The sequence below is a fragment of the Methylocystis heyeri genome (assembly GCF_004802635.2).
Taxonomy (GTDB): Bacteria; Pseudomonadota; Alphaproteobacteria; order Rhizobiales; family Beijerinckiaceae; genus Methylocystis; species Methylocystis heyeri.
Genome location: NZ_CP046052.1, coordinates 4,440,841 through 4,465,668, shown reverse-complemented (window position 1 = coordinate 4,465,668; position 24,828 = coordinate 4,440,841). Strand labels below are relative to the sequence as shown.

At 63.1% G+C, this 24,828-nt stretch carries 25 protein-coding genes; 12 read left to right on the top strand and 13 right to left on the bottom strand.

The genetic code is table 11. The features are described 5' to 3' along the window. Positions 1-77: 77 nt before the first annotated feature. The 5 genes from H2LOC_RS20170 to H2LOC_RS20150 form a co-directional block, all read right to left on the bottom strand. Entirely contained in the window at positions 78-770 is a 693-nt protein-coding gene (locus tag H2LOC_RS20170) for a P-loop NTPase family protein (RefSeq protein WP_136494457.1), read from the bottom strand. A 6-nt stretch (positions 771-776) separates the two neighbouring features. Continuing rightward, positions 777-1,934: an AI-2E family transporter gene (locus H2LOC_RS20165; RefSeq protein ID WP_136494456.1), complete on the bottom strand. Its 1,158-nt coding sequence runs from the start codon at positions 1,932-1,934 to the stop codon at positions 777-779. A 175-nt stretch (positions 1,935-2,109) separates the two neighbouring features. Next, complete coding sequence (locus H2LOC_RS20160) at positions 2,110-2,907, bottom strand: ABC transporter permease (protein ID WP_154331738.1); 798 nt, start codon at positions 2,905-2,907, stop codon at positions 2,110-2,112. Continuing rightward, positions 2,904-3,815, bottom strand: coding sequence for an ABC transporter permease subunit (locus tag H2LOC_RS20155; RefSeq protein WP_136494455.1), 912 nt, complete (start codon positions 3,813-3,815; stop codon positions 2,904-2,906). The genes H2LOC_RS20160 and H2LOC_RS20155 overlap by 4 nt, the downstream gene beginning before the upstream one ends. Further along, positions 3,812-4,873 carry an ABC transporter ATP-binding protein gene (locus H2LOC_RS20150; RefSeq protein ID WP_136494454.1) on the bottom strand — a complete coding sequence of 354 codons (1,062 nt, stop codon included), beginning with the start codon at positions 4,871-4,873 and terminating at the stop codon, positions 3,812-3,814. Before H2LOC_RS20150 ends, H2LOC_RS20155 begins: the two co-directional genes overlap by 4 nt. Positions 4,874-5,022: 149 nt before the next feature. Here H2LOC_RS20150 and H2LOC_RS20145 point away from each other — a divergent pair, with 149 nt between their 5' ends. Further along, positions 5,023-6,147, top strand: coding sequence for a heavy metal-binding domain-containing protein (locus tag H2LOC_RS20145; RefSeq protein WP_154331737.1), 1,125 nt, complete (start codon positions 5,023-5,025; stop codon positions 6,145-6,147). Between the two features lie 349 nt (positions 6,148-6,496). Here H2LOC_RS20145 and H2LOC_RS20135 read toward each other — a convergent pair whose 3' ends face one another. Next, a complete protein-coding gene (locus H2LOC_RS20135; RefSeq protein ID WP_136494453.1) occupies positions 6,497-6,724 on the bottom strand; it encodes a hypothetical protein in 228 nt (75 codons plus the stop codon). A gap of 312 nt (positions 6,725-7,036) precedes the next feature. Continuing rightward, on the bottom strand, positions 7,037-8,095 hold the full coding sequence (locus tag H2LOC_RS20130; protein WP_136494452.1) for a methyltransferase domain-containing protein: 1,059 nt from the start codon (positions 8,093-8,095) through the stop codon (positions 7,037-7,039). Positions 8,096-8,214: 119 nt separating this feature from the next. Here H2LOC_RS20130 and H2LOC_RS20125 point away from each other — a divergent pair, with 119 nt between their 5' ends. Then, the gene (locus H2LOC_RS20125; protein ID WP_136494451.1) at positions 8,215-8,676 is read left to right on the top strand and encodes an Lrp/AsnC family transcriptional regulator; all 462 of its coding nucleotides are present in this window, start codon (positions 8,215-8,217) and stop codon (positions 8,674-8,676) included. Between the two features lie 420 nt (positions 8,677-9,096). On the opposite strand, the gene H2LOC_RS20120 is transcribed toward H2LOC_RS20125, so the two are convergent. From H2LOC_RS20120 to H2LOC_RS20110, 3 genes are all read right to left on the bottom strand, one after another. After that, entirely contained in the window at positions 9,097-9,792 is a 696-nt protein-coding gene (locus H2LOC_RS20120) for a class I SAM-dependent methyltransferase (protein WP_246206912.1), read from the bottom strand. Further along, positions 9,789-10,271, bottom strand: a complete 483-nt coding sequence (locus H2LOC_RS20115; RefSeq protein ID WP_136494448.1) for a DNA polymerase III subunit chi — start codon at positions 10,269-10,271, stop codon at positions 9,789-9,791. Before H2LOC_RS20115 ends, H2LOC_RS20120 begins: the two co-directional genes overlap by 4 nt. A 117-nt stretch (positions 10,272-10,388) precedes the next feature. Continuing rightward, a complete protein-coding gene (locus H2LOC_RS20110) occupies positions 10,389-12,056 on the bottom strand; it encodes an arylsulfatase (protein WP_136494447.1) in 1,668 nt (555 codons plus the stop codon). Positions 12,057-12,297: 241 nt separating this feature from the next. Between H2LOC_RS20110 and ruvB the strand changes: the two genes are divergently transcribed. From ruvB to ung, 9 genes are all read left to right on the top strand, one after another. Next, positions 12,298-13,341: a Holliday junction branch migration DNA helicase RuvB gene (ruvB, locus tag H2LOC_RS20105; protein ID WP_202620501.1), complete on the top strand. Its 1,044-nt coding sequence runs from the start codon at positions 12,298-12,300 to the stop codon at positions 13,339-13,341. Between the two features lie 52 nt (positions 13,342-13,393). Further along, positions 13,394-13,624, top strand: coding sequence for a hypothetical protein (locus tag H2LOC_RS20100; protein WP_136494446.1), 231 nt, complete (start codon positions 13,394-13,396; stop codon positions 13,622-13,624). Further along, positions 13,621-13,911, top strand: coding sequence for a type II toxin-antitoxin system RelE/ParE family toxin (locus tag H2LOC_RS20095; protein ID WP_136494445.1), 291 nt, complete (start codon positions 13,621-13,623; stop codon positions 13,909-13,911). The genes H2LOC_RS20100 and H2LOC_RS20095 overlap by 4 nt, the downstream gene beginning before the upstream one ends. Further along, on the top strand, positions 13,908-14,324 hold the full coding sequence (gene ybgC, locus H2LOC_RS20090) for a tol-pal system-associated acyl-CoA thioesterase (RefSeq protein ID WP_136494444.1): 417 nt from the start codon (positions 13,908-13,910) through the stop codon (positions 14,322-14,324). The genes H2LOC_RS20095 and ybgC overlap by 4 nt, the downstream gene beginning before the upstream one ends. A 236-nt stretch (positions 14,325-14,560) precedes the next feature. Then, a complete protein-coding gene (gene tolQ, locus H2LOC_RS20085; protein WP_136494443.1) occupies positions 14,561-15,295 on the top strand; it encodes a protein TolQ in 735 nt (244 codons plus the stop codon). Positions 15,296-15,316: 21 nt separating this feature from the next. Next, complete coding sequence (locus H2LOC_RS20080; protein WP_136494442.1) at positions 15,317-15,766, top strand: ExbD/TolR family protein; 450 nt, start codon at positions 15,317-15,319, stop codon at positions 15,764-15,766. A gap of 10 nt (positions 15,767-15,776) precedes the next feature. Further along, positions 15,777-17,018 (top strand): cell envelope biogenesis protein TolA, encoded by a 1,242-nt coding sequence (locus H2LOC_RS20075; RefSeq protein ID WP_136494441.1) that lies wholly within the window; start codon positions 15,777-15,779, stop codon positions 17,016-17,018. Between the two features lie 79 nt (positions 17,019-17,097). Then, on the top strand, positions 17,098-18,414 hold the full coding sequence (tolB, locus tag H2LOC_RS20070) for a Tol-Pal system beta propeller repeat protein TolB (protein WP_136494440.1): 1,317 nt from the start codon (positions 17,098-17,100) through the stop codon (positions 18,412-18,414). Between the two features lie 64 nt (positions 18,415-18,478). Further along, entirely contained in the window at positions 18,479-19,144 is a 666-nt protein-coding gene (gene ung / locus H2LOC_RS20065) for a uracil-DNA glycosylase (protein ID WP_136494439.1), read from the top strand. Between the two features lie 7 nt (positions 19,145-19,151). Here the strand turns inward: ung and H2LOC_RS20060 are convergent, their stop codons facing one another. Together H2LOC_RS20060 and rfbH are read right to left on the bottom strand one after the other, a co-directional pair. Then, positions 19,152-20,705 carry a hypothetical protein gene (locus H2LOC_RS20060; RefSeq protein WP_162009808.1) on the bottom strand — a complete coding sequence of 518 codons (1,554 nt, stop codon included), beginning with the start codon at positions 20,703-20,705 and terminating at the stop codon, positions 19,152-19,154. Between the two features lie 139 nt (positions 20,706-20,844). After that, positions 20,845-22,188: a lipopolysaccharide biosynthesis protein RfbH gene (rfbH, locus tag H2LOC_RS20055; RefSeq protein WP_136494437.1), complete on the bottom strand. Its 1,344-nt coding sequence runs from the start codon at positions 22,186-22,188 to the stop codon at positions 20,845-20,847. A gap of 165 nt (positions 22,189-22,353) precedes the next feature. Here rfbH and H2LOC_RS20050 point away from each other — a divergent pair, with 165 nt between their 5' ends. Continuing rightward, positions 22,354-23,712: a hypothetical protein gene (locus tag H2LOC_RS20050; RefSeq protein ID WP_162009807.1), complete on the top strand. Its 1,359-nt coding sequence runs from the start codon at positions 22,354-22,356 to the stop codon at positions 23,710-23,712. Positions 23,713-23,761: 49 nt separating this feature from the next. Here H2LOC_RS20050 and H2LOC_RS20045 read toward each other — a convergent pair whose 3' ends face one another. Continuing rightward, the gene (locus H2LOC_RS20045) at positions 23,762-24,697 is read right to left on the bottom strand and encodes a glycosyltransferase family 2 protein (RefSeq protein ID WP_136494435.1); all 936 of its coding nucleotides are present in this window, start codon (positions 24,695-24,697) and stop codon (positions 23,762-23,764) included. Positions 24,698-24,828: the final 131 nt, after the last annotated feature.

Below are 24,828 nucleotides of genomic sequence, written 5' to 3'. Positions count from 1 at the left end.
GCTGGGTCACAACTCTTTCTCCGACCGCTTCGTTCTCATAATGCCATAGGACAAGGCGCGCGGCGATCACCGATTTTTCAGCTCTCCTCGCGCCGGGCGATGAGCTCCGCGGCAAGGGCGCGGGTGACCGGCCGGCCGCGGGCCAGCGCCTCCCTGTCCGCTTCCTCGACGAAAGCCCGCGCCGCCTCCAGCGAGCGCTCGAGTCGGAGCGCGACGTAATCGATCAGCCAGGGATCGACCAGCAATTGCCGGTCGCGGAACATTTTCTCCATGGCCGCCCGCATCAGTTCGTCGTCGGGCGCCTCGATCTCGGCAACAGGGGCGCGGCGCAGCCGCGAGAGCAGATCGGGCAGCCGCCAATGCTCCGCGCGTGGCCGCGAGGATGCGGTCATCAGCAGAAACACGCTGTTTTCGCGAGCGAAATTGATCAGATGAAAAAGCGCCGGCTCGCTGCCGCAGCGGTCGACGTCGTCGATCCCGAGAGCGGCGAATTTCTCCCCGGCGAGGAATTCGGCCGGCGGGACTTCCCGCGAGAATATGCGGGCCGCGGCTTTGCGCGCCCAGATGGCGAGCAGATGGCTCTTGCCACTGCCCGGCGGCCCGACCAGAAGCAGCGCGTTATCCGGCCAATTGGGCCATTGGTCGATCATCTCCAGCGCGGCGCGGTTCGACGGCGCCGGCAGGAAGTCCTCGCGCCGGAAGCTCGGTTCGACAGGCAGCTCCAGCGCAAGCTGAGGCGTGGGGTTTCTATCCGGTTTTCCGTCCCCCATGGCGGATCAGCGGCTCTCCACCGATCCTTGCGCCGGGCGCAGGTAGAAGTCGCTCTCCCGATAACGCCGCGCGAGAAAACGCAGGATGACGCCGGCGGCGGCGGCGACCGGCACGGCGACGATCATGCCGACGAAGCCGAACAGGGCTCCAAAGGCGAAAAGGGCGAACATCAGCCAGACCGGATGGAGTCCGACCGAGGCGCCCACGAGGCGCGGCGAGAGGACGTTGCCGTCGAGGAAGAGCCCGATGCTCACCACGCCCACCGCCTCGACCGGCAAACGCCAGTCCGGCCAGTCCTGAACCAGCGCCATGCTGATGGAGAGCACGAAGGCCGTGATCGAGCCGACATAGGGAATGAGGCTGAGCACGCCGGCGATGACGCCGACGAGGAACCCGAAGTTCAAGCCGATCAACGTCAGCCCGACGGCGTACCAGCAGCCGAGAAAAAGGCACACGGCGGATTGGCCCCGCAGAAAGCCGGACATCGCCTTGTCGATATCCCCCGCCAACTGCCTCGCATCCTCGCGGTAGCGCGGAGGCACCATCTGATCGAGGATCGCAATGGTCTCGTCCCAGTCGAGCAGCATGTAGAAAGCGACCACCGGCGTGACGACGATGACCGACACGATATTGATCAGGGCCACGCTGCGCGAGACCAGCGACCGCGCGAAATCGGCCGCCAGGGCGCTGCCGTCGCCGATGACGTCGCTGAAGTATTTCTGCAGGTCGATGGTGGGCGCCGAAGCCGCGAGCTCGTATTTCTGCAAAAAGGCGTTGTAATGCGAGGTCAGCTTTTCGCTCCACTCCGTCAACAGGCCCTGCAGCGTGGCGACATAGCCCGGCAGGCTGGCGATCAGTCCCTGAAGCTGGCGCGAAAGCACGGGCGTGATGAGCAGCGCCGCCGAGACCACGATGAAAATAAACACCGCGAGGAGGATCATGGTGGCGCCGAGCCGGGACATCCCCCAGGCCTGCAGGCGATCGGCCACCGGATTGAGCAGATAGCCGAGCACGGTCCCCGCGACGAAAGGCGTGAGAATGGAGCTGAGAGCATAGGAGGCCGCCGCCAGGACGGCGAAGGCGGCGCCCCACCAGAGCAATTGACGCTCCAGCCCGATGCGGGCGCCCGCGTCGTAACTGCGCCGGTAGTCTCGGTTCGACATTCTCATCGTCCTCCTGGAGCGCATCGACGCGAGAATCGCGGCGTTCGAGACAAAATGCGGCTCCGGTCGATCGAACGCATTTATACTTGGCCCCCCGCCCGAGGAACCAGGCCCAGAGATAGACGCAGGCCAAACCCATGGTCAATGGCGATGCGTCGGCTCCCGTCGGCGAAGATCAGGCGAGATCCGTCGCCGCCGACGACCTCCCTTTGGTCGCGAGGGCGGCGAGGCCGAGGGCGAGAGCGACGCAGGCGAGCGCCAGCGTCGAAATCGCGTTGACCTCGGGCGTAACCCCCAGCCTGACCTGCGAATAGATCCGCATCGGCAGGGTGGTCGCCCCGGGCCCGGTGGCGAAGCTCGCTATCACGAGGTCGTCCAGCGAAAGCGTGAACGCGAGCAGAAAGGCGCTGACGAGCGCAGGAGCCGCCGACGGCAGCACCACCAGAACGAAGGCCTGCAGCGCCGTGGCGCCGAGGTCCTGGGCCGCCTCCTCCAGCGCCGGATCGCACGACCTCAGGGCCGCGACCAGCACGACCGTCGTGAAACACATGGTGAAGGTGGCGTGGGCGATCACCAGCGTGACGAAGCCCCGCTCCATGCCGAAAGAGACAAAGGCGCTGAGCAGGGCGAGCCCGAGCACGACCTCCGGCATCACCAAGGGGGCGTGCAGCGCGCCGAAGAAGAGGCTCCGGGTCCTGAACTCTCCAAATCGCGTCAGCGCCACCGCAGCGCAGAGGCCCAGCGCGGTGGCGATGATCGCCGAAAGCACGGCGGCCTCCAGGCTGATCCTGGCCGCGCCCAGCATCGCCGCGTCGTCGAGCAGGGCGAGATACCATCTGGTGGAGAATCCGCCCCAGACCGTGACCAGTTTCGAGGCGTTGAAGCTCATCCCCGCCAGGATCAGGATCGGACCGTAGAGGAAGGTGAATCCAGCCGCCATTGCAGTGCGGCGGGCGAGATCGGTCCCGGTCATGAGCGTTCCCCATCCGCGCGCAGCCGCGCCCGCTCCGCAATCAGGAGCGGCCCGATCAGCAGGGCCAGCAGGATGATCGCCGCCGCGCTGGCGGAGGGCCAATCGCGGTTGGCGAAGAAATCGCTCCACAAAGTCTTGCCGATCATCAGCGTTTCGGAGCCGCCGAGAAGGTCGGGGATCACGAATTCGCCCACGGCGGGGATGAACACCAGCAGGCAACCGGCGAAGACGCCCGAACGCGACAGCGGCAGGGTCACCCGCCAGAACACTTGCGCGGGGGAAGCCCCGAGGTCGGCGGCCGCCTCCCTGAGCGCCGGATCCTGTCGCGCCAGCGCCGAATAGAGCGGCAGAAGCATGAAGGGGAGATAGCTGTAGACGATCCCGATGACCACCGCGACATTGGTCGCATAAATGGAAAGCGGAGCGTCGATGACATGCAGGGCCATCAGCGCGTGGTTGATCAGCCCCTCGTCCTTCAGCAGCGCGATCCAGGCGTAGACGCGGATCAGAAAACTGGTCCAGAACGGCGCGACCGCAAGGCCGATCAGCAAAGGCCTGACCCGCGCCGGCGCCCGCGCCATCGCGAGAGCGAAGGGATAGGCCACCAGCAACATCAGGAGGGTCGAGACGCCCGCGATGGCGAGCGAGTTCAGGTAGGAGTCGAGATAAAGCCGATCCTCCCCGAAGGACTGATAGGCCTCGAAGGTCAGCGATCCGAGTTTCTTCACGAGGCCGGAAAAACCGTCGCCGAAGCTGAAGACGGGCTCGTAGGGCGGGCGCGCCTGGGCGGGCCGCGAAAGGGAAATCTTGGCGATCAGCGCCATCGGCGCGAGAAAAAAAAGGCCGATCCACAGATAGGGAGCGCCGAGGACGAGGCGCTGGCCGACGTTAAGCTTCCGGCGCATCATTCGCTCCCCGGAAACAGCGCGCCCGCGTCCGGCGCGATCGCGAGCCGGACCGCTTCGCCCAGCGAAAAGACCATCCCTTTGGAGCTCGATACGTTCAGGGCTTCGCCCCCGCCGACGCCGACGCGCAACCGGGTCGTCTCGCCCCTGAAGGCCACGTCCTCGATCACGCCGCGGACGCCCTCCCCCTCGCGCTGCACGACGATCTGCTCGGGGCGCAGCGACAGCGCCGCAGGGGCGCCGCCCGGCAACGCGCAGCCTCTGCGCTCCAGGCGGCCGAAAGGCGCCTCGAAATATACGGCGTCGCCGTCGCGCGAAATCCGGCCCTCGATCATATTGGTGGCGCCGACGAAGCTCGCGACAAAGCGGCTCGCGGGCTTCTGATAGATTTCGACCGGCGAGCCGATCTGCTCCACTGCGCCTGCGCGCATCACGGCGATGCGGTCCGCCAGCGCGAGGGCCTCGTCCTGATCATGGGTGACGATGACGAAGCTGGTTTTCAGCCGGCGCTGTATGTCCTTGAGCTGAAACTGGGTTTCCTCGCGCAGCTTGCGGTCCAGGGCCCCCAGCGGCTCGTCCAGCAGCAGCAGCGACGGCCCCGGCGCCAGGGCCCGGGCGAGGGCCACCCGCTGCTTCTGACCTCCCGAGAGCTGGTCGATTTTTCTGCCGCCGAAGCCCTGCAGCTGGACGATCTCGAGCAGATGGTCGACGCGCGCGGAGATTTCCTCGCGGCCGGCGCCCCCCCGCCGCCGCAGCCCGAAGGCGACATTCTCGAAGACGTTCAGATGCGGAAAAAGCGCATAGGACTGGAACATCATGTTGATCGGCCGCCGATGGGGCGGAATGCCGAAGAGGTCCCTCCCCGAGAGCAGCGCCTGGCCGGAGTCCGGCGTCTCGAACCCGGCGATGAGCCGCATCAGGGTGGTCTTGCCGCAGCCCGACGGCCCCAGCAGCGCGAAAAACTCTCCGGCGCCGACGCTGAGGGAAACATCCTCGAGCGCCGCGACCGGGCCGAAGCGTTTCGAAATATGTTCAACCGAAAGAAGGGGCTGCGTCGTCATGCCGCGTGTTTTAGACGCCCTTGCGGCCGGGGTCGAGGCGCCCGCGGCGAAAACCGGCGCGGCGGCGCTCCGCTTGTTAAGCTTTCCGCCTTAATGTCTGCGGGCGCGGCGCGGCGGCGGGACGGATCAGGGAAAGCCGGAGAATTGAAATGGCCAAGGTGACCGGATTGTCCGGCAACGAGATCTACTGCCTCGCCCGGAAGCAGCTTTCGCCGGGCGAGATCGTCGTCGGCAACAGCGTCAACTCCATGGGGTTCCTCGGTTCGCTGGGGGCAGGCTTCAACAATCTCCTCGGCGGCGAGGTCTCCCAGGTCACGGAGGCCATTCACGAGGGCCGCGCCGCCTCCTTCGCCCGCATGGTGGAAGAGGCCATGCGCAACGGGGCCTCCGGCGTCGCCGGCGTGACCGGGGAACTGCGGGGCTTCAGCGGTTCGACCGAGTTTCTTTTCGTCGGCTCCTGCGTCCATCGCGCGGCAGGCGGAAGCGACCGCTTCTTCACCAGCGCAGGGGACGCTCAGGAACTCTATTGCCATATGGACGCCGGCTACGAGCCGATCAACCATGTCTTCGGCAATGTCGCCTATTCCATGGGCCTCGGCGGCAGCCTGTTCGGCTCGCTGAAAACCCTGTTGCGCGGCGAAATCCGGGAATACAGCGATATCTTCAACCATACCCGCCATGCCGCGCTCGGCCGTATGGTCGCCGCCGCGCGCCAGGACGGCGCCAATGCGGTCGTCGGCGTGAGGACGACCATCTGCCCCTGGGCCGGCGCACATGAGATGATGATGGCGGGCACGGCGGCGATCAACCCGGCCTTGCCTCCGGTGACCTACACGAGCCCCGTGACGAGCGATCTCACCGGCGAAGAGCTTTGGGCGATGACCAGCCTCGGCTATGCGCCGGTGAAGCTGCTCATCTCCACCTCGGTCTATTCCCTCGGCGTCACGGGCGGCTTCCTGGCCGCCTTCAAATCCTTCAAGAGAGGCGAAATCAACGAATTGACCAGCCTCATCCACGACGCCCGCGAGATCGCCATCGATCGCATCAAGAGCGAGGCCGACGATCTCGGCGCCGAAGAGGTGATCGGGGTGAAGACCTATATTTCCGAAATCGGGTCGGGCCTCGTCGAATTCCTGGCGATCGGAACCGCGATGACGAAGCTCGCCGGAATGGCGGTCAAGACCCCTGCCCTGCCGGCTCAGGCGATCATTCGCGACAAGGACACCTGGGTCGACGGCGACTTCGGCTTCTCGCTGGATCGGCAGGGGCAGTAGTGATCTGAACCGGAAAGACTCTAGCCGCCGCCTGAAAACAGCTTAGCCATAATTCACTGCTCCGCTGAGCCCGGCATAGTCGAGGGGCTTCGAGCGGAATGACGTACCGCATGGATGACGATCCGGCTGGCTGTGGCCTCGTAAAGCACGAGATAAGGGTAAGGCGTGATTATAAGGCGACGGATGGCGGGGTCGTCCGTGCGCGTTCCCATGAACGGATGAACGGGCAATAACTCGATAATGGATTACAAGCGCCCCTTTACGCGCTTGGCGCCCTGCGGCGAATGCGCGGCAATATGTTCAATAATTGCGTCTAGGTCCGCCAGCGCGGGAAGAGTGTAGACAACTCTCACAAGCCGTGCTTCGCCCAAATGGCGCCAACCTGCTCATCCGTAGCGAATTCGCCGCGCTCGGCGGCAGCCCTCGAGACGGCAATCGCAGCGCGCTCGTCTTCGCTCAAAGGGATTATCGGCTCATCGCGCCCGGCGAGCTGCAAGACAATACGCGCGATTTCGTCCTGAGCTTCAGGAGGAAGGCCGCGAGCGGCTTCAACGGCGCGTTCCAGCAGCTTGGTCATGAGTAAACCTTAGGCCTCTCACACGGGGGACGAAAGCGAAAAGACCGGCTGTGATTATGCACATATAATCCGCACGCAGAAATATCCGCAATTATTACTCCCCTACGCCTTCTCGAAAAGCGCCCGCCAGTGCCGGGCCCCTTGCGGGGTCGGCAAATCTTCGAGCGCTGCAAGCGTCAATCCGTCCACCGCCAGCGCTTCGATCTGCCTTCGTGTCAACAGTCAGGGCGGCCCGGTTCTCTTGGTCCATACGCGCGCCCCGGATCGCAAACGCCCCTTATTGCTGGGGTCCGAGAGGCCGAACTTCCCGGCTCACAGAGAGACCTCCAGCACCATGTTCGTCGGCGTGACGCTCGCGCGGCGGACTTTTGTGAAGCCTGCATCATTGAGCACATCCGTCAGCTTTTTCTGACCCGCCTGCGCGCCGAGCCCACGGCCGACTTCCTGCGCCAGCGACGCCGGCGTGCAGACGATCGTCGAGAAACCGTAGAAAATCTGGCCCAGGGGATTCAGATTTTCCTTCATGTGATCGCCGGCGAGCGGTTCCACCAGCATGAAAGTTCCGTCCGGCTTCAGCGTTTCGCGAATGTGGCGCGCCGCGCCGACAGGATCGCCCATGTCGTGCAAGGCGTCGAAGATACAGGCGAAATCATAGCCGTCGCCGGGGAAATCCTTGGCTTCGGCGACATGAAACTCGATGTTCGAAAGGCCGGCCTCCGCAGCCTTGCGGCGCGCGGTCTGAATCGACGGTTCATGAAAATCGAAACCGATGACGCGCGAGTTGGGAAACGCCTGCGCGAGCAGGATGGTCGAGGATCCATGGCCGCAGGCGATATCCGCGACCTTTGCCCCCTCCTTCAGTTTAGCCTCGACGCCGTTCAGGCTCGGTATCCATTTTTCAAGCAGATTGGCCATGTAACCCGGACGGAAGAACCGGTCCGTCCCGCAGAAACAGCCCGCGGCGTGCTCGCCCCACGGTCGGCCCCGGCCCGATCTGAAGGTCTCGACAGCCTTTTCATGGGTTTCGAATTGAGAGACCACGGCCTGAAAGAAGCCCTGCATGCAGGCGGGCTGGCCTTCACGCGTGAAAATATGCGCCTGTTCCGGCGTAAGGGAAAAACACTCGGTCTCGGCGTCGTAAGCGACATACCCGGCAGCGGCGTTCGAGCCGAGCCATTCATGGAGATATTTTGGATTGAGCCCAGTCTTGTGCGCAAGTTGCGCGACCGTCGCCGGACCGATCTCGTCGAGCGCCCGATAAACGCCGGCCTGATCTCCGATATAGGCCATCAGAACGCCCATCGCCCCGGCGACGTCCACCACCACTTTGCCGGCCAGCGCCTCTAATTTCTTTTCGTCGAGTTCCGCCACTGTTTTTCTCCTACCGGCGCCCGCCTGAACATGCTCTGGCGCGGCGTCTGAGCTGGCATTAGGATATCAACATCAGGCTTCGCCGAAAGCGAACAGTTTACGGAGAAAATGGCCCCGCAATGCCCCTCGATCGGACAGACTTCGCCTTAATCGCTCTTTTGCAGAATAACTTCCGAATGCAAAACAAGGAGCTGGCGGCGGCGGTCGGCCTGGCGCCTTCGAGCTGTCATGAACGGGTGAAGCGCCTCTGGGACGAAGGCGTGTTGCTATCAGCCCACGCTCAGGTTGATCCCAAGAGGCTCGGCATCGGGCTCGAAGCTCTGCTTTTCATCGAACTGGGGAAGCATGAGCGCCAGACAGTCGACAGCTTTTTGGAGGAGGCCGTAAGCATCCCCGAGGTTCGCTCCGCATTTCTGATATCGGGACGGCATGACGTCGTCGTGCATGTGCTGGCGCGAGACACCGCGCATCTGAAGAACCTGGCGCTGGATCATTTCACCAGCCGGTCCTGCGTTACGCGAGTCGAAACATCGATTATTTTCGAAGCGCGGCTGCGACACGAGCTGCCGCATATCGGGTAGCGCTCGGCGTTCTCAGTTTTTGCAAATACTCTAAGTTTTTGTTTTAACGCGCTTCCTACGCCGAACCGGCGTCCACTTCGGCTGGAAACGCTCTAAGTTTTTGTTTTCACGCGTTTCCTACGCCGAACCGGCGTCCACTTCGGCTGGAAACGCTCTCGCCTGTGCTGCGGCGATAGCCGCAGCGACGGCGCTGCGTGCTTGGGGGCTGTTCCTCCAGCACGTCGCGCCGACGAGCGATGCCGCCTGCTCGCAGATCGCTTGCGCGTCCTGCGTCGCTAGCTTTTCAAGCGTATGGATTCCAAGTTGTTCAAATCGCTCGACGACCTTCGGGCCAACTCCTTTGACCCCGAGCAGCGCATCCCTTTCGGCGACGCCGAATTTATGCCTCATGGACGACTTTCGCGCTGCGGATCACGATTCCTACGCCTTCTCGAAAACCGCTCGCCAATGTCGCGCCCCTTGGGGGGTCGGCAAATCGTCGAGCGTCGTGAGCGTCAATCCGTCCACCGCAACGGCTTCGATCTGTTTTCGCGTCAGCGGCCAGGGCGGCCCCACGATCTCCTGTCCCTCGTCCCTCGCCCGGGCGATGACCAGAAGCCGCCCGCCCGGCGCGACGAGACCCGCCAGCGCCCGCGCCGCCCGCGGCAGCAGAGCTTCGGGAAGGGCCTGAAGCGTATAGCACTCGTGCACCAGATCGAAGGCGCCGCTCCACTCGGGCGGCAGGTCGAAAAGATCGGCGGCGCAAAACGCGATCCCGCTCTCCGGAAAGCGGCTTCGCGCCCATTCCACCGCACCGGCCACGAGGTCGAAGCCTGTGACCCGAGCGCCCGCCTGCGCCAGCGCCGCGGCGTTGTCGCCGAGCCCGCAGCCGACGTCCAGGGCGCGCCGGCCTTGCAGCGATCCTTGCTGTTCGAGCCACTGAGCCAGAAGCGGATGAGGCGCGAGATTCGCCCAGGGCACCTTGGCGGGATCGCCTTCGCTGAGGGCGTAGACCGCCTCGAACCAGTCGCGCCGCTTAGGATCGGCCTCGACGCCTCCCGGCGTCATATGGGGGTCGAGGGCGTTGAGCCGCTCCCGCGCCTTCGCCCGGCGCGTTGCGAAATCGGCGTCGCTCACGTCTTTTTCTCCCGCTTTTTCTCCTGCCATCGGCCCGCCTCGTCTTCCTGATTGTAAACGACCTCGCAGCCCGCATCGCGAAGCTTGCGCCATTCCTCGCGAGCGGCCTGAAGCTCGCCCGCGTCATTGCCGTCGAACATCAGCACGGCGCGCGTCCTGGGAGTTGTCCCCGGCTCCAGGATCGCCGGCGCCGCCAGGGCGCCGAGGACGAAGAACCGCACATCCGCCTCGTTGGGATTGTCGTTGTCGACGGTCAGATAGATCGGCTGCGTCTCCGGCGCGCCGTCGGCCTTGGTCCCGTGGGGGAGGAATTTTTCCGGGTCGTAGGACCACAGAAAATCATCGAGCTTCTTGAGGCGCTTTTCGTCGCCGGCCTGAACCGCGACCCGCCACTCCCGCTCGAGCGATTTTTCCAGCAGCACGGGCAGCGCCTGCTCCAAAGTGCGGCGGGTGAGATGGTAGAAGTAGACCTCGATCATGGCGCCTAGCAATGGCCAATTGCACAGCGGCGCGCAAGCGCCTACTGCGTCTCGAATGCCGCTTCGCCCGCCCGCGCGCAAGATGCGCGCGAGACGTCGAAGGCGCGCGGATCGCCGTTACTTTTTGCGGGCCATGTTCTTCTTGAGAGCGCCGTCGATCGTGTAATCCGGCGGCACTTCCACGATGTCGTTCCTGCGGACATAATCGGCGTAAGCGCTCTGCAGCGCCTCGAAAACCTTGGGATTATCGGCGGAAACATCCTTGGACTCGGTGGGGTCGAGCTTGATGTTGTAAAGCCGCCATTTGAAGTCCCCGAAAGGCGGGGCGTTGCGCACGAGCTTGTAGTCGCCCTGGAAGACAGCAGAGCCGCCCGCCACCTCCTGAGCGACGATTCCGTCGTCATGGAGTTTTGTCGACTTTCCGGCGGCCAAGGGCGCCATGGTCACGCCTGCGAGATTCGCCTGTTCGCCGCGCGCCGACCGAACGCCGGCGTAGTCGAGAATGGTCGGGACCACATCGACGACGGACGCGAGCTTGTCTGTGGTCTGGTCGATCCCGATGCGTTTGGGATAACGGATAATCAGAGGCGCGCGAATGCCGCCTTCGGAGGCGGAGCCCTTGTAATTGGGGAACGGCGTATTGGCCGCCCCGGCCCAACCCGGCCCATATTCGGAATAAGACCCCTTCTGGCCGATATGATCGTAAGAAAGGTCGAAGTTCTTTTCATAATAGGCCGGGAAGAACTTCTGCAGCTCGGCGCTCTCGCCGCCATTGTCGCTGAGGAACAACACCACGGTATTGTCGAGCAACCCTTTTTCTTTAAGGTGCGCAACGACTCTGCCGATGCTCATGTCCATATATTCGACCATGCCGGCATAGACCGCCATCCGCTTGGAGGAGACCTTCTTCTGCTCCGGCGACAGAGCGGCCCAATCGGGCCCGCCCGCAGCGCTGACGCTCAGGCCGCCCGGCATGATCCCCAGTTCCGTCTGCCGCTGGTAGCGCATGTCGCGGATCGCGGACCACCCCGAATCATATTCGTGATCGTAACGATGAATGAAGTTCTCGGGCGCCTGATGCGGCTGATGCACGGCCTGGAACGAAAGATAACCGAAGAAGGGCTTCTTATCGTCCGAGTTCTTGTCGATATAAGAGAGCAGTTTGTCTGTGTAGAACTTGGTCGAGTAGAAGTCGTCGGGCAGCTCGATTTCGTTGACGCCCTCATAGAAATGCACAGTGGCGTAACCCGGCGTGTAGGATTTCTTCTCGAAATTATCGGCGCCGCCCTCGGCCAGCACGACCGATTCTTCAAACCCCTGCGACGCCGGAAGCGTTTCCCTTGTTTTTCCCAAATGCCACTTGCCGGCCATGTAGGTGTGATAGCCGGCCTTGCGCAAAGTCGTAGCGACCGTGGGCGCCCGGCCGTTCAGCGCGCCCTCATAGCCGGGCTTGCCGATCTGATTGTCGGAGAGGAGCTCCGACATATTGCCGAGGCCGACACGGTGATTATCGGCGCCGGTCATCAGCATGCTGCGCGTCGGCGCGCAATAGGCCGATGTGTGGAAATTGGTGAAGCGAATGCCCTGCGCCGCGAGACGGTCTATGCTCGGGGTGTAGATCTCTCCGCCATAGGCGCCGACATCGGAATAGCCCATGTCGTCGGCGAGGATCAGCAATATGTTCGGCCTTTGTGGCCGCGGCGCCGCATCCGCCGAAGCGCCGAGAAAAACCAGGGCCGATGACAGAGCGAGTCCGGCATTCCGCATGAGCGCCCGGTTACGCATTCGGCTATCTCCTCGCTATAATTTCGACGGGCGCCTTGAAAATCCTTCGCCCCCTTCGAAGCCATGTTTGGCTGCAACCGGGCTTTTTTACAAGGCCACAGCGCCGCCGGGACGGATATTAGGCGAGCACCCGGCGAAGGTTCCTCCCATTCGCCGAAGGACATATACTCCTCGCCCGAGACAAGCGATTCACGGCTTGTTCTCCGGCGCGCCTCGCGCGCAACCTCCTGGAGCAAAAATATTGGCCGCCGCGCCCCGCAGCCTCGTGACCCCGCAAAAACGCGACGACGACACCGACGCCTCGATCCGGCCGCTGACGCTCGCCGATTTCACCGGCCAGGAGGCGGCGCGCGCCAATCTCAAGGTGTTCATCGAGGCGGCCAAGACCCGCGGCGACGCGCTCGACCATGTGCTGTTCGTCGGGCCGCCCGGCCTCGGCAAGACCACGCTGGCCCAGATCATGGCGCGGGAGCTCGGCGTCAATTTCCGCTCCACCTCCGGGCCGGTGATCGCCAAGGCGGGCGACCTCGCCGCACAGCTCACCAATCTCGAGCCCCGCGACGTATTGTTCATCGACGAAATCCACCGTCTCAATCCGGCGGTGGAGGAAATCCTTTACCCCGCCATGGAGGATTTCCAGCTCGACCTCATCATCGGAGAAGGGCCGGCGGCGCGCTCGGTGAAGATCGACCTCGCGAAATTCACCCTCGTCGGCGCCACCACCAGGGCCGGCCTCCTCACTACGCCTCTACGCGATCGTTTCGGCATTCCGGTGCGGCTCAATTTCTACACCGTGGAGGAGCTGGAGCTGATCGTGCGGCGGGGCGCGCGGGTGCTCGGCCTCGGCATGACCGATGGGGGCGCGCGCGAAATCGCACGCCGCTCGCGCGGAACGCCCCGCATCGCCGGCCGCCTGCTGCGCCGGGTGCGCGACTTCGCCATTGTCGAAGGCGCGGAACAGGTCACAAGGGAGCTCGCCGACCGCACGCTGACCCTGCTGGAAGTGGACAGTATCGGGCTCGACGTCATGGACCGGCGCTATCTCGACATGGTGGCGCTCAATTTCGGCGGCGGCCCGGTCGGGATCGAAACCATCGCCGCCGCCCTTTCCGAGCCGCGCGACGCCATCGAGGACATCATCGAGCCCTATCTGCTGCAACAGGGTTTTTTGCAGCGGACGCCGCGCGGGCGACTGCTGACGCCCCACGCTTTCCGCCATCTGGGATTAGCCGAGCCGCAACGCGGGCCCGCGCAGTTCGGGCTGTTTGGGGATGGGGAGGAGTGACGCTGAAGATGCGCCGCTCGGAAAATCCGCGCGCTCATGCTATATTCGCCCCATGACCGACATCGCCAAACGCGCCGCCGAGGCTCTCGAACTGCTACCGCCTGAAATGCAGGAGGCGGCCGTCGCCTATCTCTATGAGCAGGGCGAGAAATTCCGCCTCCTCAAGGCGCTGGTGCAGGAGGGGATCGACGATGCGGAAGCGGGACGCGTCGTCGAATGGGATTTCGACGCCTTTTTGCGCGAGGCGCGGGAACTGAACGCGAAACGACGGCCAGCTGAATGAAGGTCGTCATTTCATTTCGTGCCTATTCCGATATGCAGAATATTTATCTCTTTGACGCTGAACGGAATCAGGCTTTTGCAGAGAAGCGGGCGGGCCACATCCATCGCCAGTTCGAGAATATTGCTCGATTTCCCGCGCTTGGCAGGCTTTGGCCCGATCCTGACAGCAAAATTCGAAGACTTGTAGCCAGCCAACATCTCATCTTTTATCGAACGGATGAGGAAGCAATCCTGATCCTCCGCGTTCCCGGCGGAAGCATGGACGTGGAAAACGAGCTTTTAAGATGACTGCGCCACACCTCTTCAAAATCCGCGTCTATTACGAAGACACCGATTTCTCGGGCTTTGTCTATCACGCCTCGCATGTCCGCTTCATCGAGCGCGCACGAACCGAAATGCTGCGCGAGCTCGGCCTCCAGCAGCGCGCGCTGCTCGAAGGCGAGGCAGGCCCAGGATTTTTCTTTGTGGTTCGCGCCATGGAGCTGGATTTCCGCCGTCCTGCGCTGATGGACGATCTTCTGACCGTGGAGTCGCGGCTCGTCGCCATCGGGGGCGCCTCTATCACATTCGTGCAGCGGATCCTGCGCGAGGACGAGCCCCTGGTCATAGCCAAGGTCACGATCGCGGCAGTCGAGAATGGCCGCGCGTGCCGCCTGCCGCCGGACGTCAGGGCGAGATTCGAAACTTTCCTGTGCCCGTGACGCGCAATGACGCGCAGCCGGAGGCCAAAACCCTGCGTCCCCATTTCCCGATCTTTGCGCCGCGGCGAGGCTTGCTCTTGACCAAACATTAACCCTTACGGTTTCTTAATTCCGACGCAGCGCGAAATTTGTGCGGCGCAACCGCCGCAGCCGCAGAAACGGCGAAATTCACGCGCAATAAGTCGCTTCGAAGCAACGCCTTGCCGCACACGGGCGTCCGTTTTTAAGGAATCGCAATGAATCCGGCCGAAATAGCGGCGAGCCCGCTCGCCAGCCCCGCTGCTGAAATCACTGTTTGGGGCATGTTCTGGGGCGCCCATATCGTGGTCAAGACGGTCATGATCGGGCTGCTTCTCGCCTCGGTCTGGTGCTGGGCCATCATCATCGACAAAGTATTGCTGCTGAGGCGCACCCGCCGCGCCATGGACCGTTTCGACGAGGCCTTCTGGTCCGGCAATTCGCTCGATGACCTCTATTCCAAGGCCTCGGAAAGGCCGACCACGGGTCTCTCGTCGCTTTTCGTCGCGGCGATGCGGGAGTGGAAGCGCTCGATTCAAAATCCTCACGCCTCTTTCATGGGGCTGCAGACCCGCATCGACAAAGTGCTCGACGTATCGATCGGCCGCGAGGTCGAAAAACTGGAAGCCAATCTCCTGGTCCTGGCCACCGTGGCCTCGGCCAGCCCCTTCGTCGGCCTGTTCGGCACGGTCTGGGGCATCATGACCGCCTTCCGCTCCATCGCCGCGTCGAAGAATACTTCGCTGGCCGTGGTGGCGCCCGGCATCGCCGAGGCTCTATTCGCCACCGCCATCGGCCTCTTCGCCGCCATTCCGGCGTTGATCGCCTACAACAAGCTGCAGTCCGACGTCGCCAAATCCCAGGGCCGCATGGAAACTTTCGCGGACGAATTCTCCGCCATCCTCTCCCGCCAGATCGACCAGAGCGCCGGGCGCGGCGATCGCGCGGCCTGAGCCTTTCAAGGAGCACGACCGATGGGCGTTTCCATTAAGGCAGGCGGCGCGAGCGGCGGCAGGCGCAGGAGGGGCCGTTCCCGCCACGCCCCGATGGCCGACATCAACATGACGCCGTTCATCGACGTGATGCTGGTGCTCTTGATCATCTTCATGGTCGCAGCGCCCCTGCTCGCCACCGGCGTCGCCGTGGATCTGCCGCAGACCAAGGCCGGCCAGCTCAACATCGACCAGAAGCCGGTGGCCGTCGCGATCGACGAAAAAGGACAGATATTCCTGATGGATCAGCCGATCGAGCTCGCACAGCTGACCGACAGGCTCAAAGAGGCCGCCAAGCAGGGCTTCGACGAACGCATCTATGTGCGCGGCTCCAAGGCCGTGAATTATGGCCGCATCGCTGAAGTGATGTCGCTGATTACGACGGCCGGATACAAGAAGGTCGCGTTGGTCACCGAGCAAGAGAAGAAATAGGAAGGCGAAAGTGGGCTTTTCACGTCAGCAGCCCGGCTTCCCTGTTTCGGCGGCGGCCCATGTCGGGCTTCTGGCCGCGACGCTGATCGCCTTCTCGCACAATCCCAAATTCGACGACGTTCCGGAAACCGTTCCGGTGGAAGTGGTCTCGGATCAGGCGCTGAACCAGATCACGAAAGGCGAAAAAACCGCTCACGCGGTCAAGCCCGCCCAGCGCGCGGAAAAAGTCGCCCCGCAGGTCGAAACCCATCCCCATCCGCCGCAGGCGGAAGCCAAACGGGACATTCCGACGCCCCCGCCGCCGCTGAAGCGCTTGTCGGAAGAGCCCAGCGAAGACGACACGCCGCAAAAGCAGGACAGGGAAACGCCGCCGACCCCGCCGAAGCGCGTCGCTGCCTTGACGCCCCCTGCGCCCGAACCTCCCGCCCGCCCGGCGCCGCCCGCGCCGAAAGCCGCTCCCGCGCCTCCCCAGAAGCCGCAGGCCAAAGCCGCGCCCGAGCCTGAAAAAGACGAACCCGACGACGCCGAGGTCACGAGGCCGAAGCCGCCGGTGAAGCCGAAGCTCGATAAGGCGAAGGACGAGACCCCGCCGCAGCCCAAGACTCCGCCAAAGCCCCCGGAAAACCCGAAGGCCAAGGAAACGCCGCGGCTGAAGACCGACGAAGTGGCCAAGCTGCTGCAGCAAAAGAAGCTCGAAGCCCGCACAGAAAAAAGCGACGCCGGCGAGGAGAAGGAAGCCGCGACCGAAAAGCCCGTCAAGAGCGAGAAGCCGGGCGGCGCCGCGAGGCCCAAATCCGGCGACGAGCAGGCGCCCAAATCGAAGTTCAACGCCGCGAACATCGCCAATCTCTTGAGCCGGGAGGCGCCGCAGCAGCGCGCCTCGACCGGGGCCGAGAAGACGCAAGTGGCCTCGCTCGGCGCTCCCGCCGCCTCGGCCGCGAAGATGTCGCCTTCGCTGCAGGGGAAGATCGACGCCTATACGGTCGAGCACTACCGCCGGTGCTGGGCCACCGCGCTCTCGATGAACGCGCTCAATTATGTGCCGCGCGTGGAGTTCCGTCTCACCCGCACCGGCGCGCTGGAAGGATCGCCGCGGCTGCTCAACCCCTCCTCCGACCCTGTGGAGAAGGCGCGCGGAGAACAGGCCCTCGCCGCCGTCCGCCGCTGCAGCCCGATGTCGATACCCGCCGAGTTCTCGCCCTACTACGACTATTGGCGCGTCACGGAACTGGACATGAAGGAAGATATGTAACGGACAGCCGATCCGTCGATCCACCAGCTTTCTCCCGCCGCGCCGGAACGCAATAGATCCCGGTCCCCAGGAACAGACCATGAGCATCAAAATTTCACGCAGAGCCGCCACGTCGCTGATTGCGGGAGCGGCGCTGACGCCATTCGTTCCGGCGCGCGCCGCGCGTGTGCTCAATCTGCATGCCGGCGGCGGTTTCGAGCCCATCAACGTCGCCGTGACCAATTTCGTCGGCGACGAAGCGGCGCGCACCGTCACCAGCGTCATCAACAACAACTTCAAACGCTCGGTGTTCTTGAAGCCGGTCGACGCCGCGAGCGTCGGCGGCGGCGTCGCCAATCCGGACCAGACTCCCAATCTCGACGTCTACCGCTCGATCAACGCCCAATTCGTTTTGACCGGCAGATCGCAACGCGGCGGCGACGGACGGCTCAGCACGGAGTTTCGCCTCTTCGACGTCACGACCGGCGAGCAGGCCGCCGGCAGCCAGTTCGTCACCGAAGCCGCCAACGCCCGCCGGGTCGCGCATCTGGTTTCCGATGCGGTATTCACCCGCATCACCGGCGAGAAAGGCTTTTTCGACACCCGCGTCGTCTTCGTGGACGAGAGCGGTTCGAAGGACCATCGCCGCAAGCGATTGGCCATCATGGATCAGGACGGCGCCAATGTGCGCTACCTCACCCGGGGGGAAGACCTCGTGGTCACGCCGCGCTTCTCGCCTTCGTCGCAGGATGTGACCTATATGGCGATGAGCGCCGACGGCGATCCCAAGGTGTTCCTGATGAATGTGGAAAACGGCCAGCGCGAGGCGGTGGGAAATTTCCCCGGCATGAGCTTCTCGCCGCGTTTCTCGCCGGACGGGCTGAAGGTCATCATGTCGCTGTCCGAAGGCGCCGAAACCAATCTCTACACGATGGAGCTGCGCTCGCGCACGACGACGCGCCTCACCGATACAGCGGCGATCGACACATCGCCCTGCTACTCGCCGGACGGCGGGCAGATCGTCTTCGAGTCCGACCGCGGCGGATCGCAGCAGATCTATGTCATGAGCGCGCGCGGCGGCGGCTCGGCAAAGCGCATCTCTTTCGGCGCGGGTCGCTATTCGACGCCGGTCTGGTCCCCCAAGGGCGACTATATCGCCTTCACCAAGCAGAACGGAGGCAATTTCGCCATCGGCGTCATGAAGACCGACGGTTCGGGAGAGCGCATCCTGACCGAGGGCTTCCACAATGAAGGCCCGACCTGGGCGCCCAATGGCCTGTTCCTGATGTTCTTCCGCGATTCAGGGGGCGCCGGCGGACCAAAGATCTATATGGTCGACGTCTTCGGGAGATCCGAGTTCCAGGTGCCGACGCCCAATTACGCCTCCGATCCCGCCTGGGGGCCGCTGCAGGATTAAAAAGGGAGAGTATCGGCGAAGCCTCCGCTTCGCCGCGTCGCCGGCTTCATGCTAAAGCTGATCCATGAGCAAGCCGGTACGCATCGACCCGAGCTGGAGCCAGCGCCTTGGCGCAGAGTTTGAGCAGCCCTATTTTGCTGCGCTGCGAAGCTTCGTGCGCGACGAATACGCGTCGCACAGGATTTTCCCTCCCGCCGCGAGCATCTTCCGCGCCTTCGACGAATGCCCCTTCGACAAGGTCAAGGTCGTCATCCTGGGCCAGGACCCCTATCACGGCGCCGGGCAGGCCAATGGGCTATGCTTTGCGGTTAATCCCGATATCCCCGCCCCGCCCTCGCTTCAAAACATCTTCAAGGAGATCGAAAGCGATCTCGGGCACCCGGCGTCACGCGATCCTGATCTTTCCCGCTGGGCGCGGCAGGGCGTGCTGCTGCTCAATGCGACCTTGACCGTGCGCGAAGGCCTGGCCGGCTCGCATCAGGGCAAGGGCTGGGAGCAGTTCACCGACGCGGCCGTCCGAGTCCTGAACGCCGAACGCGAGGGCCTCGTCTTCATGCTTTGGGGCAATTACGCGCGGCGAAAGGGCGCGAGCATCGACCGTTCCAGGCATCTGGTCCTCGAATCCGCCCATCCTTCGCCGCTTTCGGCGCAGCGCTTTTTCGGTTGCCGGCATTTTTCCAAAGCCAACGCCTGGCTCGCCGCCCATGGCGAAACGCCGATCGAGTGGTGAAAGCGCGTCAGCGGGTTTCCGGAGCTGCGGGTGCGGGCAAGCCATCTTTATGGTGGTCGTAATCCGACCAGCACCGACGCAGTCGCGCCGAGCGCGGAGCGCTTCCTTCACTAGCCAGCCAGTCGGGAATTTGCGCGCTGTCCACGAGGTAATTGGTGGGAATCGCATTGCCCCCGCCCAGCGCGGAAACGGCCTCCATGATAGAGCAATCGCTGAAGTCGTAGCGCGGCTGGCTGAAATTGCGCACAACCTCGTCCAACGCCGAGCCCGAGCCCAGCACGACGAGAATCCAGCCGCAGATTCTGGCGGTTCTGGAAAGCTCAGATTTAAACAGCGTCGAAGCGAAAACGAAAGCGATCAAGGTCAGCGACGTTATCGAGCCGCGCATCACGAGGTCGTTCACCGGGCCAAAGCCGAAGAACGGAAGGCAGAGCAGAATCAGGGCGTTCACCGCGAAGATGCTGCGATCCTGCTTTGAAAGCAGTTTGCGGTTGAGATAAAGGAACAACAGGCATGGAAGCTGCACCGCAATGAAGAAGAGGTAGAGAGCGACAAAATTGGGCTGCTCCGCCATGATGCCGTGAGCGATGGTGGAAGAGGCGATGGTCATATAGACCGCCACGGGCAGGAAACAGGCGGCGACGACGACCCCCCACCAGGTCCGCGACGAAAGAAGATGGGCCCGCCAATCCGTCGCCGCGAGATAAAGCAGCCATACGACCGCCGGAAGGATCGCGAGCGGCGACCAGAACATCGCGCCGGCGACGGAAACTCCGATAACGGCGGTGTCGACTTCCCCCTTGGTCTGCAACAGGACGAGAGCCGCCAACCACCATGCCGGCAGCGCGTGATTGGGAACCCAAAAAAACTGCACCACGCTGCTGGAATACTGGAAATAGGGATGCCAGGCGTCGAGCCCCTCGATGAAGACGCGATGCAGGCTATAGCGCGGGACAAAGGTAACGACGACGCCGACTCCGATGACGGTCAGGCCCCCGAACAAGACCATGACGGCGAGGCGCTTCCATCCGTCGCCGAGGTTTTTGAGGAAGTAGAATATTCCGCCAAGAATAAGCGAGTTCTGCGTCAGCAAGGCGATATGGGCGGCCAGCAGCCCGAAGCCGCGGCCGATGAGACTCGGAATCACATACATTCCGAGCGGAGCGCGCAAAGTATAATCGACGCCGTCAACCGAGTATCTGACCGGAAAAGCGTTCTGCACCATATCGGCCAGAACGGCGTCGCGAATGCGCCAATCGTAGGTTGCGTAAAAAAGATTGGTTTCGCCCCCAACGACGAGGATGACCAGGGCCAGCGCCGTGCAGATAGCCAGCTCGCGCAATTTCGCGGGCGCGGCGAGAAACCCCTGGTCCGCCTGCAGCCGCGTCGCGCCGATCAGGTACAGGCCGCCTGCGAAGCCGACAGCCAGCGAGAGTGCGGGCGCGAGCTTCAAATAAGCGGCAAAAAAAAGAGCCGGCGCGAAAAGAAGAACCGAAACGAAGACGACGATCGAACGATTGCTCAACGCCAAAGGCTTCACGCGTGAAGATGTATACGCCATCGAGACTGTCATTTTGCGACCTTCAAAATACGGGCGAAAATCAAGAGAACGTCGGGCGAGAGGGCTGGGCTTCGAATCCATTTTCCGGTTGGAACGCTTCAGCGCGACGCCCGCCTTGTCCGGAGAATCCAAAGCTTTGTCACACCGCGATTTTGCTCTCGCGCCGGCAGTAGTTTTGGATGACCTCGATCATGTAGTCGATTTCCTGATCGCCGAGCCCTGGATAAACGCCGATCCAGAACGTCCGGTCGACCACCGCATCCGCGTTCTCCAGACTTCCGACTATGCGAAAGTTCCGGCCCTTCATGTAAGGCTGTCGCGCCAGATTGCCGCCGAAGAGCAGCCGCGTTCCGATTTTTCTGGATTGCAGCTCGAGCAACAGGCCATGACGGTCGATCGGGGCGCCCTCGCGCAAGGTCAGCGTGAAACCGAACCATGAGGGTTCGGAGCCTGCGGTCGCCTCGGGCAGGATGAAAATATCCTGCAATCCCGCAAGGCCGCTGCGAAGGCGTTCGAAATTCCTGCGCCTTGCGGCGATGAACTCCTCCAGCCGCTCGAGCTGCGCGACGCCCACCGCAGCCTGCATGTCGGTCATCTTCAGATTATAGCCGAGATGCGAATAGGTGTATTTGTGGTCATATCCTTTGGGCAGGTCGCCGAGGGTCCAGCCGAATCTCTTGTTGCAGCTGTTGTCCTCTCCCGGCCCGCAATAGCAGTCGCGGCCCCAGTCGCGCAGCGACTCCATGATTTTATTGAGATTGTTGTCGTTGGTGAAGACGGCCCCGCCTTCTCCCGTCGTTATGTGATGCGCTGGATAGAAACTCAGCGTTCCTATGTCTCCGAAGGTTCCGACATGCTTCCCTTTGAAGGTCGCGCCGAGCGCGTCGCAGCAATCCTCGATCAGAAACAAGCCATGCCGGTCGCAGATCGCGCGGATCTCTTCGACAGCGAAGGGATTGCCGAGGGTATGTGCGATCATTATCGCCCGGGTGCGCGGCGTTATCGCCTCTTCGATGGCGGCGACGCTGATATTGTAGGTGGGGATCTCCACATCGACGAGGACGGGCGTCATATTGGCCTGAAGGATCGGGTTCACCGTCGTCGGAAATCCCGTTGCGCAGGTGATCACCTCGTCGCCCGGCCGCAATTGCCGCTCCTTGAGCCTCGGGGAAGTGAGGGCCATGAACGCCACCAGATTGGCGGAGGAGCCTGAATTGACGGTCAGCGCATGCTTGACCCCTATGCGCGCTGCGAGCTTCTCCTCGAACTCGGCGTTGAAGCGCCCCGTGGTCAGCCAGAAATCGAGCGCCGAGTCGACCAGCATCTGCATGTCGCGGGCGCCGTATATCCTGCCGGACACCGGAACGCTGGGCCTTTCGCGATCGAACGGCTTACGCCCGTGCGCCACCGCATGGTATCGGCCGACGAGCTCGAGAATCTCGGCCCGCAACGCCGCGGCGTCCTTCAAACTATCACCCGGCATATAAAACCCTGGCCTCTGCTATTCCTGCCGTCGACTTTGGATTACGACGCGCGCTCGCCCGAAAAGTCTAATGAAGTCGCGCCTAAGATGAGGTAAACGTAAGGCTCGCCGGCCTTTGCGCGCTTTCCGCATCGCATGCCGACGGTAAACGAGGGAATCGTGTATTTGGCGAGACGCCTGTCCTGGACCCATCTGCTGGCGGCGCAGCTGCTTCTCGGCTTTCACCATCCCGCACTGGCCGGGCATGGCGCGGCCAATGTGCAGGTTTACAACGCAATCGGCGTCCAGAGCGCCGGCGGCGCGTTGAGCGTGTCGGGCGGGCTCGGGGCGACCTATTACGCGGACGCCGGGCTCGAAAATGGGACCTATCTCACGGTGACGCTGCCGCAGGGCTTCACCTTTGGCTCGATTCCCGCCTTGAAGGCGATCGTGACCGGGGTTCTCGAGGTCGGAAAAGGCGGGATGGTGGTTTCCGGAGGAACCGGATCGGGCTTCGTCACCTACCGCTTGATCGGATCGATCCCTGCGGGCGCCCCGCTCGTCTTGACCGGGGGGAGCACCGGCACGGTATTCACCGTTGAAAACGCTTTTGCGCTCACCCAGCAGTCGAGCGAGCCTCTCGCCATCGCATTCCAGGCGAGCGGCAACGCAATGCCGGCGCGAAACGACCCGGTCCCTGTCACCGTTCCGGCGTTCCGCAGCTCGCTCGGCGTCGAACTGACGCTGCAGACCCAGAACAATTCGATCGACGTGACCTGGCCCTCCCTCGGCGCCAAATTCACGGCGTCGGGCGGCACGATCCCCGCCGCCGCCTATCTCGGGAGCGTCTCCTTTCACGTCGCCGGCAATGTGCTCAACGCAGATGCATCGGCTTTCACGGTCGGCCCCGACGACGCGTCGACCCTGACGGTGCGCGGCGCCTTTCGACATCTCTCCGGCGCTTATCTCGATCCGGGCAACAGCGCCTGCTCGACCGTCCCGCCGGCTGGCGCGATCATCGGCGCCGTCAGCGCCACATCCCTGATCTTCGCCGGCGTCCTGCCGCAGCGGGTCTATGGGGTGTGCCTGATCGCGGACGGGGTGCGCCTCCTCGACGAAAACCCGGCCGGAAGCATACGCTTCAGCCTGCCGAAGACCCTGCGCTTCGGTCCCGCATACGCAGCCGATCCTTCGGATATCCGCTATGACGGCGGCGTAGTGACGCCGCGGCTGACCTTCATCACCGGCTCCGACGCCGGCTATAGCTCGCTGGTTTCGATCACGAACCAGAGCGCTACGACGGCGACCCTTTATGCCGTGGCCGAGCCATTCACCGGCGGCCCCCCGCTGCCGGGCCTTCTGGGGACCTTGGCGGCCGGCGCCGGCATGGTGTTCACCGAGGCGCAGATCGGCACCGCGACCGGGCTCTCCCTCGCCAATTCGGGCCAGCGCGCCGTCGTCCGCATCATCGGCGTCGGCGCCGACGACGTAACCGCCAGCAGCCTGCTGGTGAACCCCGGCGGCGTGGTCGACAACGTGCGTTGAACCGACGCGGGCGGAAAGCGAGCCCGGCCTCGCGCGGCCCGCCGGCCGTCTAATCGAAATTAATTCTTTCCCTTTCGATCACCAGCGGAAACTGGCGGGAGTAGTTCAGCAGCAGGCCGATATATTCCCCGAGGACCCCGAGCGCGAAAAGCTGGATCGATCCCAGAAAAAAGATCGAGATGAGAACCGGCGCCACCCCCACGGGCACGCTGTACCAAAAGAGCAGCTTGATGAAGAGATAGACCACGCCGGCGACGAAGCTCAGCAGGGAAACGGAAAATCCGAGAAAGATCATCAAGCGCAATGGCGCGCGGGAATAGGTGGAAAGGCCGAGAAGCGCGAAATCCGCCAGCGAGAAGAAATTATAGCTGGAGCGGCCATGCCGACGCGGCGGCTGGTCATATTCGACGACAGCCCTTTCGAAGCCGACTTCCATCACGAGGCCGCGAAAATAGGGCTCCGGCTCATTGAGTTCGCGCATGGCGTCCACGACGCGGCGATCGTAGAGACCATATCCCATGAAATTGGGGATCTGCTCGATGCGGGAGAATTTGCGCATCAGGAAATAGAAAAGCGAGCGGGTAAAGCGCAAAAAGGCCTTTTCAGGCGTCCCCCGCCGCACCGCGATAACCGCTTTGGCGCCCTTGCGCCAGAGTTCGACCATTTCGGGAATCAAGGCCGGAGGCGTTTGAAGATCCGCCAGAACCGGAACCACGGCGTCGCCGCGTCCTTGCAAGAATCCGTAATGGGACGACCGCGCCGCGCCGAAATTTCGCGCGTTGACGATTATTTTGACCCGCTTGTCGCGCGCCGCTATGCCGCGAAGGATTTCGACCGTTCGATCGAGCGAGCAATTGTCGATGAAGATATGTTCGTAATCCAGATCCGGGAGCTTGGACGCCATGACCTCGCGAACCGCGTCATAGCATTCCGCAATCCCCCCCTCTTCGTTGTAGCAAGGCGTCACGATGCTGAGGGTGGTCATGGTTTTTCCCGATCGGCTTGGGCTCATGGAGTCACATTCTTACAAAGCAAGGAAAAAAAAATATCTTAACGTTAAGAAGGCGCGGGTCTGGAGCTTTCGACGACGACGGACGCAGACGAGCCGCTTACAGG

Excerpts from the sequence above, each read along its gene's own strand:
- H2LOC_RS20170 (WP_136494457.1), bottom strand. The coding sequence starts at position 770 with ATGGGGGACGGAAAACCGGATAGAAACCCCACGCCTCAGCTTGCGCTG.
- H2LOC_RS20165 (WP_136494456.1), bottom strand. The coding sequence starts at position 1,934 with ATGTCGAACCGAGACTACCGGCGCAGTTACGACGCGGGCGCCCGCATC.
- H2LOC_RS20160 (WP_154331738.1), bottom strand. The coding sequence starts at position 2,907 with ATGACCGGGACCGATCTCGCCCGCCGCACTGCAATGGCGGCTGGATTC.
- H2LOC_RS20155 (WP_136494455.1), bottom strand. The coding sequence starts at position 3,815 with ATGATGCGCCGGAAGCTTAACGTCGGCCAGCGCCTCGTCCTCGGCGCT.
- H2LOC_RS20150 (WP_136494454.1), bottom strand. The coding sequence starts at position 4,873 with ATGACGACGCAGCCCCTTCTTTCGGTTGAACATATTTCGAAACGCTTC.
- H2LOC_RS20145 (WP_154331737.1), top strand. The coding sequence starts at position 5,023 with ATGGCCAAGGTGACCGGATTGTCCGGCAACGAGATCTACTGCCTCGCC.
- H2LOC_RS20135 (WP_136494453.1), bottom strand. The coding sequence starts at position 6,724 with ATGACCAAGCTGCTGGAACGCGCCGTTGAAGCCGCTCGCGGCCTTCCT.
- H2LOC_RS20125 (WP_136494451.1), top strand. The coding sequence starts at position 8,215 with ATGCCCCTCGATCGGACAGACTTCGCCTTAATCGCTCTTTTGCAGAAT.
- H2LOC_RS20115 (WP_136494448.1), bottom strand. The coding sequence starts at position 10,271 with ATGATCGAGGTCTACTTCTACCATCTCACCCGCCGCACTTTGGAGCAG.
- H2LOC_RS20110 (WP_136494447.1), bottom strand. The coding sequence starts at position 12,056 with ATGCGTAACCGGGCGCTCATGCGGAATGCCGGACTCGCTCTGTCATCG.
- H2LOC_RS20100 (WP_136494446.1), top strand. The coding sequence starts at position 13,394 with ATGACCGACATCGCCAAACGCGCCGCCGAGGCTCTCGAACTGCTACCG.
- H2LOC_RS20095 (WP_136494445.1), top strand. The coding sequence starts at position 13,621 with ATGAAGGTCGTCATTTCATTTCGTGCCTATTCCGATATGCAGAATATT.
- ybgC (WP_136494444.1), top strand. The coding sequence starts at position 13,908 with ATGACTGCGCCACACCTCTTCAAAATCCGCGTCTATTACGAAGACACC.
- tolQ (WP_136494443.1), top strand. The coding sequence starts at position 14,561 with ATGAATCCGGCCGAAATAGCGGCGAGCCCGCTCGCCAGCCCCGCTGCT.
- H2LOC_RS20080 (WP_136494442.1), top strand. The coding sequence starts at position 15,317 with ATGGGCGTTTCCATTAAGGCAGGCGGCGCGAGCGGCGGCAGGCGCAGG.
- tolB (WP_136494440.1), top strand. The coding sequence starts at position 17,098 with ATGAGCATCAAAATTTCACGCAGAGCCGCCACGTCGCTGATTGCGGGA.
- ung (WP_136494439.1), top strand. The coding sequence starts at position 18,479 with ATGAGCAAGCCGGTACGCATCGACCCGAGCTGGAGCCAGCGCCTTGGC.
- H2LOC_RS20060 (WP_162009808.1), bottom strand. The coding sequence starts at position 20,705 with ATGGCGTATACATCTTCACGCGTGAAGCCTTTGGCGTTGAGCAATCGT.
- rfbH (WP_136494437.1), bottom strand. The coding sequence starts at position 22,188 with ATGCCGGGTGATAGTTTGAAGGACGCCGCGGCGTTGCGGGCCGAGATT.
- H2LOC_RS20045 (WP_136494435.1), bottom strand. The coding sequence starts at position 24,697 with ATGACCACCCTCAGCATCGTGACGCCTTGCTACAACGAAGAGGGGGGG.